The organism is Xenorhabdus sp. PB62.4, from assembly GCF_014467285.1.
Lineage (GTDB): Bacteria > Pseudomonadota > Gammaproteobacteria > Enterobacterales > Enterobacteriaceae > Xenorhabdus.
Map to the genome: position 1 here is coordinate 1 of NZ_NKHR01000130.1, position 317 is coordinate 317.

At 37.9% G+C, this 317-nt stretch carries 1 pseudogene; it reads left to right on the forward strand.

Annotated features, from left to right (window positions below):
* Positions 1 to 29: 29 nt before the first annotated feature.
* A pseudogene (locus Xenpb_RS19570) lies at positions 30 to 317 on the forward strand (hypothetical protein); the annotation flags it as partial.

The following is a 317-nucleotide window of genomic DNA, read 5'->3' on the forward strand; positions in this document are numbered from 1 at the left end:
AAAACCTCGGTTTGGCGGAAACCCAAAAGTTGGCCGCTGATGCATGGTCAAAATCTATTGTTAGAGAATTGGGTAATGGTGGAACATTTGCCAGTTGTAATACACCAGGGATATATAACATTGCTATTCCAAATCCTGAAACTGTATCAGATTTTCCGAAAATAAATGGAAAGCCAATTTATCACTACGGCATGATGATTGTGACTGTGAGTAATTCGTGTACTTCACAATTATATATGTCTCATCATGGACACATTGCTGTCCGTCAATTATGGTATCCGGGCAAAGAATATTATGAGTGGTTTGTTCAATATAGT